The organism is Shewanella sp. MM_2022_3 (assembly GCF_022557375.1).
Lineage (GTDB): Bacteria > Pseudomonadota > Gammaproteobacteria > Enterobacterales > Shewanellaceae > Shewanella > Shewanella xiamenensis.
Map to the genome: position 1 here is coordinate 1 of NZ_JAKZGV010000080.1, position 10049 is coordinate 10049.

A 10049-nucleotide genomic window follows, 5' to 3' on the forward strand; every position below is an offset into this window, starting at 1 on the left:
TAAACATTTTAATAAGATTATGATTTTTCATAAGGTTATTTTAAGAATAGGGCTGGAATTGGCGCCAGCCCTGAGGATGAATGTTATAGCGTACGCCTTGGTGGTACTACGACGTTGGCAAAAATCAGTCCGGCGATAAGCGACATAAAGATCAAAAAGATCTGCGAGCCAATATGGGATTGGTTAAGCATAGTTTCGCCGGAGATTAGCGCGTTCAGCCCTATGTAGGTTTTACTGCCGGGTACTAAGATCACAATGCCTTGCAGCAATGCAATTGAGGCAGGAGCCTTCATCCAACGGGCATAAAGATTGGAGTAAACTCCTACGGCTAGGGCACCGAAAAATATCCCCACCGAATCACCAAAAAAGTGCCCACCTAACATGGCGGAGAAAAATGCGACAATTCCCGCTAGAACGCCCCAAGGCGAATCTTGCATACGTGCTTTAAAGATGAACACCAGCGCCATAGAAAGGATGGGCACCGCTGACCAAATCGCCCAGCGAGGCAGTCCTTCCGGTTCGATATAAATGGCCTCACCGAAGAAGGCTTTACCAATTGCCATCCCTAACACTGCACCAAAATATAGCTTAAACAACAGCATACTGGCATCCATGATCCGCGCCGTGCCCGAAATCAAATCGCGTGCCGCCAGCTCAGCAAGCCCCAAGGTTAAGGCTAAACCGGGAATAAAGATGATGATGGAGGAGAGGATCACCACCGGAATATTAATATTAGGGTCGATGCGGGCAATGGCGCAGGCGGCAATGGCGCAAACAATCGTCGCGAATGGCTCTAACACTTCTGCCATGCGTGTCGAGCGCTCGGCGCGGTATACAAAGCCATAGACTAGCAAGCCTAACAAACCAGACCAAAAAACATCGTTCCACCCTGTGCCCATCAACATGGCAAATGCCGCTGCTGAGGTGCCGAAGGAAAAACAAGTTAGTGCTGGGCCATAGGGGTTGGGTTTGTTAGCGATTTCCTCTAGCCTGTCTAAGGCTTCGGTGAGTGTGCGTTTGCCCGAGGTGAGTTCATCCACCAGTTCATCGGTGCGGGCGAGAGAGCCTAAATCCAACTCGCCGGGTTTTACCCGCGCAACATGGTTATATTCTTGATCGGTATCGTGTTGTAATACGAAGGTCATGGAGGTCGGCGAGATTAAAAAATAACCTTCGATTCCGAGCGTCCGAGAAACGGTTTGTAAATGGGTTTCAAGACGGTAAGCGGGTGTGCCAAACTTATGCAAAGCCTTACCTAGCTTAATGATAAATTTACGCTTTTCGAGAAACTGTTCGTTATCCAATCGGGCTATTCGCTGTATAAAAAGTTGTAAGAGATTGCGCGCGCATATTAACCTATCTCGTCACTAAAAGGTTAATGGCTTTTAACCTGAATACAAATAAATTGCTGAATTTTTGCGGTGTATACCGTGCTTATGTTAATTAAAAGGGAGTTGCTATGCCATTAATCGTAACAGGGTTTTACGCCAGCTTGACTGGGTTGTTAATCATTGCTTTAGCGTATCGAGTGGTGAAATTAAGACGAAGCCAAAAAATCGGTCTCGGTGACGGCGGTAACGATGCTTTAGCACTGGCGAACAGGGTGCACGCAAATCTAATTGAGAATGCGCCCATCGTATTGATTTTAATGCTAGTGGCCGAGGCGGGTGGCTTAGCGCATTTCTATTTGCACTGCTTTGGTACTGTATGGATTGTAGCGCGTTTACTCCATGCTATTGGCTTAACTCAAGGCAAAGGCGGTTATCATTTCGGCCGTTTTTGGGGCGTGTTGCTCACTTGGTTGGTGACTATCAGCCTAGCCCTAGTCAACTTAGTGCATTTTTCCCAAAGTCTGTAACTGCTGGGATAGGTAATGGCCGTCTAAGCCATATCCTTAGCCACTTTAGGGGTATTAAGCGCATTGGCGTAAATACCCCGAAAAACACCTCGGCTGCTGTTTTTTTAATCGCACTTATCCCTGTTTGCCTGCTATACTCCGCGTCCCTAAATCGGTGCGGCTTGCTTTTGTCTGCACCTTTGTTTGACATTACGTTTTTGGGTCAAAATCGATGCAAGTTGAATCCACACTGTTTAGCCATCCCAAGTATTGGGCCGAGTCATTCGGCACCGCGCCTTTCTTACCTATGTCTCGCAAGGAGATGGAGAAATTAGGCTGGGATAGCTGTGACATTATTATTGTCACTGGTGACGCCTATGTGGACCACCCAAGCTTTGGCATGGCGGTCATTGGCCGGATGTTAGAAGCCCAAGGCTACCGCGTCGGGATTATTGCCCAGCCTGATTGGTCGAGCAAAGATGCCTTTATGCAGCTAGGGCGCCCGAATCTGTTTTTTGGTGTCACCGCCGGCAACATGGATTCAATGATCAACCGTTACACCGCCGACCGTCGTATCCGCAGCGATGATGCTTATACTCCTGGCGATGTGGGGGGTAAGCGCCCCGACCGTGCAGTGACCGTTTATACCCAACGTTGTAAAGAAGCCTTTAAAGATGTGCCAGTGATCATTGGCGGCATCGAGGCGAGTCTGCGCCGTATTGCGCACTACGATTATTGGTCGGATAAAGTCCGTCGCAGCGTGATTTTCGATGCCAAGGCCGACATCTTGATGTACGGCAACGCCGAGCGTCCGCTGGCCGAAGTGGCGCGTCGTTTAGCGGCGGGCGAAGCGATTGCGGATATCCAAGATGTGCGCGGTACAGCCGTTATTCGTAAAGAGCCTATGCCCGAGTGGCGTGGGATGGATTCTCGCAAGATCGATCAACTGCATAAGATCGATCCTATTCCGAACCCCTATGGCGCCGACGATGTGGGCTGTGCCAATTTATCTGGCCCATCGGATGTTAAAATTTTCGATAACGATGCGCCAAAACCCATCAGTGTGCAGCCGCCACGCCCTAAGCCTTGGGATAAAACCTATGTGCTGCTGCCAGCCTTTGAAAAGGTCTCTGAGGACAAATACTTATACGCCCATGCCTCGCGGATTTTGCACCAAGAACAAAACCCAGGTTGTGCGCGGGCGTTGTTCCAGCCCCACGGTGACCGTGGCGTGTGGGTGAACCCACCAGCTTGGCCACTCAATACCGACGAAATGGATGCCGTGTTCGATTTACCCTATAAACGGGTGCCGCATCCTGCCTACGGCAAGGAGAAAATCCCTGCCTATGACATGATCAAAACCTCGATCAACATTATGCGCGGCTGCTTTGGTGGCTGTTCATTCTGCTCGATTACCGAGCACGAAGGCCGAATTATCCAGAGCCGTTCGCAAGAATCGATTATCAAAGAAATCAAAGATATTCAGGATAAGGTTCCCGGTTTTACTGGGGTGATTTCTGACTTAGGTGGCCCCACTGCCAACATGTATCGCCTCGGTTGTACCAGTGAAAAAGCGGAGAAAACCTGTCGCCGTTTATCCTGTGTGTATCCATCGATTTGCGGCCATTTAGGCACAGATCATAAACATACTATCGACTTGTACCGCGCCGCTCGTGCTGTGCCCGGCATTAAGAAAATCTTGATTGCTTCGGGTGTGCGTTACGACTTAGCGATTGAAGATCCTGCTTATGTCAAAGAGTTGGTCCAGCACCATGTGGGCGGCTATTTAAAAATCGCCCCTGAGCATACCGAAGAAGGGCCGCTCAGCAAGATGATGAAACCCGGCATGGGCGCCTACGATAAGTTTAAAGAGCTGTTCGATAAGTTTTCTAAGGAAGCGGGTAAAGAGCAGTTCCTGATCCCTTATTTTATTTCGGCGCATCCCGGCACAACCGACGAGGATATGCTCAACCTCGCGCTCTGGTTGAAGGAGCGTAAGTTTAAGCTCGACCAAGTGCAAAACTTCTATCCATCGCCAATGGCGAATGCGACGACCATTTATCACACTGAGTTGAACTCGCTGAAAAACGTCAAGCACACCAGTGAGGTGGTGCCAGTGCCGAAGAAGGGCCGCCAACGCCGCCTGCATAAGGCGCTGCTGCGTTACCACGACCCAGCAGGTTGGCCAATTATCCGTGAAGGCTTGATTGCCATGGGACGTGAAGATTTGATTGGTAACAGCCCAAATCACCTCGTGCCTCCAGAAGGGCGCAACGAACGTGGCCCGAAATGGATGAAGGATGCTAACCAAGGGCAAAAAGCCCTGACGCGTTTCTCGGGCAATCAGTTCGATGAGCGTAAGGGTAAAGTCGATGCCAAGGGCAAACCGAGCGCAAGCAAGCCTAAGGGACCCAAGTCTTCTGGGGCGAATGCAACGCAAGGTCAGCAGCCTAAAAGCAGCCGTCCCGGAGCTAAGGCGCCTTTTGGTCAGTCGGGCTTTAAGGGAAAATCAGAGCAGGGTAAGGCTGGCCACCAAGGTCGCGGAAACAAAGCCTCTTCAGGCCGTCAGCACGCCAAGTAATGGTGAAAAAAAGCCACTCCAGTAAATCTATTTGGAGTGGCGCAGAGATGATGGTAAACCAGCGGTACCATCCAATGAGTGTGTGGCGAGCGTTTGTAGACGGAACGTGCACCGCACCTCAGTCTCAAATGGGCCCACGGATATGAGGAACGTGAGCCACTATCCCTCAATGTACGGGAGAGCCTGATGAAGACTTTCCATTCCTAAAAGAAGTAGTTAATCCCTACCGCAAAGCCATTATCTTCCTGTGCTTCGAGTGCTGGATCATCCATGTTGCTGAAATCTAACTTCATTTCGGCAAACATCACAGTGTCGTTACTGTAACGGTAGTGCAGGCCAAGCATGGCGAATTGGCGGGTCCATTTGCCTTGGATGGGCGTACTGGCATCTGTGTCTAAGTCCAAATAGCTGAGGACAATCATAGGCACAAAGCCATTATCGAATTGATAGGCCGTCATCAGCTCAGCGCCAGTAGCGTCGTAGAGTTCGCCGCCGACTAGCTCATTGTTCTTACTCTGATGGGCGTTAAAGCCGACGTAGAGACCGCTGGCTTCGCGTTTATCGGCGTAGTGATAGTAATCACCATACATGGCGCCGATACCGACGATTTCGTTGGTTTCATCGACTTGAGTGTTACCTAGGTGGCCTTCAAAGTCGCCACGATTAAAGCCGGCGAGCAGTTTAAATTTATCGGTGAGTGAGTAGGTCAGGCTGGCACCGTAACTGCTGTCGAAATTGAGTTCAGAGTTAGTCATTTCGCTGCCGTCGTCGTTTTTTAAGGTGACATCACCATTGGTTTTGGCGGCGTATTGTAGGGCGATTTGCACTGGGCCAAAGCTATTGCGGTAGATAAACGCGGAGTCGGCACGGCCTGTTCCGGTTAACCCGCCATCGCTAAAGGCATAGGCACCGACACTATATCCGGCGAAGACGTTCGGTAAATCCGTAGTGCCTGCAACATCATAGTAAGCGCCCCATTGCTTACCAAAGCTGAGGCTACCCCATTCATCGTGCGACATACCGACATAACCTAAGCGGTTGTAGAGGAAGTCTTCGGTTTTTTCGGCGGCCAATTTGCCACCTTGCATCACTAAACTGTCATCGCTAGACACCATGTTGATGCCCCATTCCGTGGTGGCAAAGGCGGTCCAGCCATTTCTCTCGCTGCGTTCAAAGCTAAATCGTACTCGGGAGGAGTCATCGATTACTGAGGTATCGTGGCTGTCGTTGAGTGCCGCGAAGCCTAACCAACCGCTTAAATCTAATGAATTTTTTTGATCGTTATAGAGTTCAATCGCTTGGCTGCTGGTGGCCACCAACAGCATAGGTAGCATTAACGCTATGCAGGTTTTTTTCATCATTCCACCGAAATTAGGCAAGTTTTGTCTGGGGACCTTAGGCGCAGAGGCTTAAGGTCCCTAATGACGGATTGCTGTTAAGTTTCTTATTTATTAAGGGGTGATACTCGCAGGTGCATTGTGCTCACGCCGCTTTGATCCCAACGCTTGGGGTTTTATTTGAAATCACCCCGTAGATGGTCCAACCGAAGAAAGTCGCGATAGCACCTAACATCACTGCAGTTTCACCAGAGCTATAGAGGGCGTAAAAGCTATACAGAGCACCGATAATCGCAATCACGTTGGCGACACGGGCTTTGTTGGCTGGCACCTTGAGTTGTTTTTGCATTACACCTAGGGCTGCCATCGACAGGATATAAGGCACAATGTTCGTTACCACCGCAAGGTTAACGAGCGCTTCAAACTGTTTGCTCAGTGATGGACTGATAGTCATCAAAGACAGCAGGGTTTGAATCGAAACGATGATGGTCATCCCCCAAATTGGCGCATCTGCTTTGCTGACTTTAGCGAACACTTTAGGGAAGAAACCTTCATCGGCAGAGGCTTTAAACACTTGCGCGATAGTGAACTGCCAACCGAGCAATGAACCTGTACAGGAGATAATGGCGCAGGCCATTACGATTTTACCCACAACAGGGTTAAACATTTGCGCGAAGGCTAAACCAAAAGGTGCGTTTGAATTAGCAAGTTCGGCGTTAGGCACAATCCCGGCTATCACGTTGGTGGAAACGATATAGATAAGCGCCGCTCCTAACGTTCCGCCCATTACGGCGATAGGAACGTTTTTCTCTGGGTTATCAACGGCCTCTGAGTTAGCACAAGCCGATTCTAAGCCAAGGAATGCCCATAAGGTCATCGCGATAGAACCGCCTAAGGCTTTGAAGAACGGCATATCATGTGGGTTCCATGCGCCTTTATAGAGGTCGATGTCGAACCAGAACCAACCGACTAACGACACGCCAATCACTGGCAGAATAATCCCCCAGACGGTCACGCTGCTCACGCGGCCCGTAATGCGAGCACCACCAAAGTTTGCGACTGTGGCTAACCAAAGCACGCCAATGGTGGCAAGACAGATAGCCATTGGGCTTAAGTTCACTTCGAGTAGCACCGCGGCATAACCCACGGCGGAGATAGCGATGGCGACGTTAGCGATAAGTAGTGAAACCGCATAGGTGTAGTTCGCCATAAAGTTACCGCTGCGGCCAAAGGCATATTCGGCATAACCGCCCATACCACCAGTTTTTTTACTGAACATACCGCATTTTGCAAACGCAAAGGCCAGCGCGGTTGAGCCTGCGGCGGTCACAAGCCAAGAAAGCACAGAGATAGTACCGACTTGTGCTAATTGGGTGGGCAGCATGATAATCCCAGAACCCATCATATTGACTATGGTGATAATCGTTAATTGGACAACGCCAATTTTATTTTCTGATTTACTCATAATAATGACCTAATAATGTAATTCATTATAGAAGGTTGAAATTGACTGTAGAGCGGGGTTAATTAACTCTACAGTCAGATTCAATTATTTATTTAATACATAACCTAAGGCTTGGATTTTTCCGTCTGGGGTGCTTTCGAGATAAACACCTTGTAATTCTGGAGAGAATCCGGGTAATAAATTGATGCCTTCTTCAAGGGCTAGGAAATAACGTTGTACTGCGCCACCCCATATTTCACCTGGCACCATACATAACACCCCTGGTGGATATGGCAGGGCGCCTTCTGCGGCAATTCGCCCTTCGATTTGTGACAGTGGCACTAATTCAACATTGCCGCGAATAAACTCGAGGTTAGCTTCCTGTGGGTCCATTACTTTTGTTGGGAAGTGAGCATGACGGAACATTTCTTTTTGCAATTGTTTTACGTCATGGCTTACATAAAGGTTGTGCATTTCTTGGCAGAGTTGACGAATGGTATAGTCTTTATAACGAGCTTTATTGGCGTTATAGACGTTTGGCAATACTTCCGATAATGGCGCATCTTCATCGACTAATTTCTCGAAGCGAGATATTTGCGACACTAAGTGCTGCATTTTTGCCATATCTTCCGCAGGTGTCATCAAGAATAAAATCGAATTTAAGTCGCATTTCTCGGGAATAATATTATTTTCACGTAAGAAGTTAGCCAAAATCGTCGCGGGAATACCAAACTCAGTATATTTACCGGTTTCGGCATCAATACCTGGCGTAGTTAATAGGAACTTACAAGGATCAACGAAATATTGGCCTTTTTCATAGCCCTCGAAGGAGTGCCATTTTTGTCCGGGTTCAAACTCGAAGAAACGTAAATCATCGGCCATTTGTTCAGTTTGATAATCCTGCCATGGGCGCCCCTCGATCATACTTGGGATAAATGGCTTGATATATTTACATTTTTTAAGCAGTAACTTACGCGCTTCGATACCGGCTTTTACCGCTTCACGCCACAGATAACGGCCGCTGGCGCCTTCGTGCATCTTAGCGTTCACATCCAATGCAGCAAACAGAGGGTAGAAGGGGCTGGTAGAGGCATGCATCATAAAGGCGTTGTTGAAGCGTTTATGGTTGCAGTATCTGGCTTGGCCTTTGATATGTTTATCTTTTTTGTGAATTTGCGAGGTTTGTGAGAACCCAGCCTGCTGTTTGTGCACTGACTGAGTCACGATAATACCGGGATCTTCAGGTGTCAGTTCCAGCAGCAGTGGCGAGCAGTCGTTCATCATAGGAATAAACTGTTCATAGCCAACCCAAGCAGAGTCAAACAGGATGTAATCACATAGATGACCAATACGATCAACCACTTGGCGAGCATTGTAGATGGTGCCGTCGTAGGTGCCGAGCTGGATAATCGCTAAACGGAATGGACGTTGTTCATCGGCTCGTTCAGGTGCTACTTCGCGAATTTGTTCCCTTAAATAAGCTTCTTTGAAGCAGTGGGCGTCGATACCGCCAATAAAACCGAAGGGGTTACGGGCAGTTTCCAAATAAATCGGTGTCGCACCGGCTTGAATTAACGCGCCATGGTGGTTGGATTTATGGTTGTTACGGTCGAATAATACCAAGTCACCCTTCGCCAGCAGTGCGTTGGTCGCCACTTTGTTTGAAGAAGAAGTGCCGTTAAGCACAAAGTAGGTTTTATCGGCGTTAAATACCTTCGCCGCGTATTTTTGTGCATCCAGCGGCGCACCTTCGTGGATTAACAGATCGCCGAGTTTAACGTCGGCATTACACATATCTGAGCGGAAAATGGTTTCGCCAAAGAAATCGAAAAATTGACGACCCACAGGATGTTTACGGAAAAATTGACCACCCTGATGTCCTGGGCAAGCAAAGGTAGAGTTACCCATTTCCACGTATTTTTTCAGTGTGCCAAAGAAAGGTGGTAGTAGGGCTTGCTCATATTTTTGGACGGCGGTTTCGACCTGTTTTCCATAGAAATCGGTATTGTTACCGCAGAGTTCAAATACCCCGGTAATCGAGGAGCAAATATCATCTGGGAAGGTTTCTTCACAGCAAACGGATACGAAAATAGGCAGTTTTAATCCGGTATTTTTAATTTTTTCAACAATACCATTTTTAACATCATCAACAGAAACTACAGCCGCGCCCACATCGCAAAAATCTGTGGTTAATACATTGACGACTTCTCTGTCTATTTCAAAACATGATCTAACAGATAAGCTGGCGGCAACTTTTAATGATTTCATCGTTAATTTCCCTTTTACTTTAAAAAGTTTTGGATACAACTTGGCCTATACCTAATTAAAAATATTAATGGTATTAAATTAGATATGGCTATTCCGTGTGCAGATATGATGAAGCTATAAGTCGTCCAAGAATAAATAGATAGATTTATTCAAAATGAATGACTTAGCCGCAGCGTTACTGCACGAGCAAAAGAATGCTTTGATTTAGGTGCGAGATAATAAACCTGAAAAAAACAGTACGATAAGTGTATGCGCTTACGAGGGCAATACCACTTTAGACCTGTTAATTGGTCTACTACCTACGCGAAGATTAGCGAAGGAAGATAAATGAATGGTCGAAGTAATCACGTTGGCTAGGCATCATGATATGTCTAGTACGTCGGATATGTGCCATGATTTTAGATTTCCTCTTCATATACAACTCCATTATGAAATTCGAGAAAATTATTAATTCGTTTTATTACGGCATGGAGTTTATCTAGGTGTTGCCAATAAAAATATGATCGGTGTCTTATTTTTAATTAACTGTAATTATTTATTGCAATAAGTTTTATCTGTGTAATTACAGTCAATCATCCTTAA

The 10049-nt window shown here is 47.5% G+C and carries 6 protein-coding genes; 2 read left to right on the forward strand and 4 right to left on the reverse strand.

Going from position 1 to position 10049, the window contains the following annotated elements; genetic code table 11:
* Positions 1–83 precede the first annotated feature (83 nt).
* Positions 84–1304 (reverse strand): threonine/serine exporter family protein, encoded by a 1221-nt coding sequence (locus MMG82_RS20755; RefSeq protein ID WP_037413798.1) that lies wholly within the window; start codon positions 1302–1304, stop codon positions 84–86.
* A gap of 155 nt (positions 1305–1459) precedes the next feature.
* On the opposite strand from MMG82_RS20755, the gene MMG82_RS20760 reads away from it, so the two are divergent.
* Both MMG82_RS20760 and MMG82_RS20765 read left to right on the forward strand, forming a co-directional pair.
* Complete coding sequence (locus MMG82_RS20760) at positions 1460–1858, forward strand: MAPEG family protein (protein ID WP_037413796.1); 399 nt, start codon at positions 1460–1462, stop codon at positions 1856–1858.
* A gap of 211 nt (positions 1859–2069) precedes the next feature.
* Positions 2070–4418 carry a YgiQ family radical SAM protein gene (locus tag MMG82_RS20765; protein WP_241407365.1) on the forward strand — a complete coding sequence of 783 codons (2349 nt, stop codon included), beginning with the start codon at positions 2070–2072 and terminating at the stop codon, positions 4416–4418.
* Positions 4419–4621: 203 nt separating this feature from the next.
* Here MMG82_RS20765 and MMG82_RS20770 read toward each other — a convergent pair whose 3' ends face one another.
* The 3 genes from MMG82_RS20770 to speF all read right to left on the reverse strand — a co-directional run bounded on the left by MMG82_RS20770 (position 4622) and on the right by speF (position 9467).
* A complete protein-coding gene (locus tag MMG82_RS20770) occupies positions 4622–5776 on the reverse strand; it encodes a porin (RefSeq protein ID WP_241407366.1) in 1155 nt (384 codons plus the stop codon).
* A gap of 124 nt (positions 5777–5900) precedes the next feature.
* Positions 5901–7220 (reverse strand): putrescine-ornithine antiporter, encoded by a 1320-nt coding sequence (gene potE / locus MMG82_RS20775; protein ID WP_037413789.1) that lies wholly within the window; start codon positions 7218–7220, stop codon positions 5901–5903.
* Between the two features lie 84 nt (positions 7221–7304).
* A complete protein-coding gene (gene speF / locus MMG82_RS20780; protein ID WP_037413787.1) occupies positions 7305–9467 on the reverse strand; it encodes an ornithine decarboxylase SpeF in 2163 nt (720 codons plus the stop codon).
* Positions 9468–10049: the final 582 nt, after the last annotated feature.

Coding starts and splice junctions, on each gene's coding strand:
- MMG82_RS20760 (WP_037413796.1), top strand. CDS start 1,460: ATGCCATTAATCGTAACAGGGTTTTACGCCAGCTTGACTGGGTTGTTA.
- MMG82_RS20765 (WP_241407365.1), top strand. CDS start 2,070: ATGCAAGTTGAATCCACACTGTTTAGCCATCCCAAGTATTGGGCCGAG.
- MMG82_RS20770 (WP_241407366.1), bottom strand. CDS start 5,776: ATGAAAAAAACCTGCATAGCGTTAATGCTACCTATGCTGTTGGTGGCC.
- potE (WP_037413789.1), bottom strand. CDS start 7,220: ATGAGTAAATCAGAAAATAAAATTGGCGTTGTCCAATTAACGATTATC.
- speF (WP_037413787.1), bottom strand. CDS start 9,467: ATGAAATCATTAAAAGTTGCCGCCAGCTTATCTGTTAGATCATGTTTT.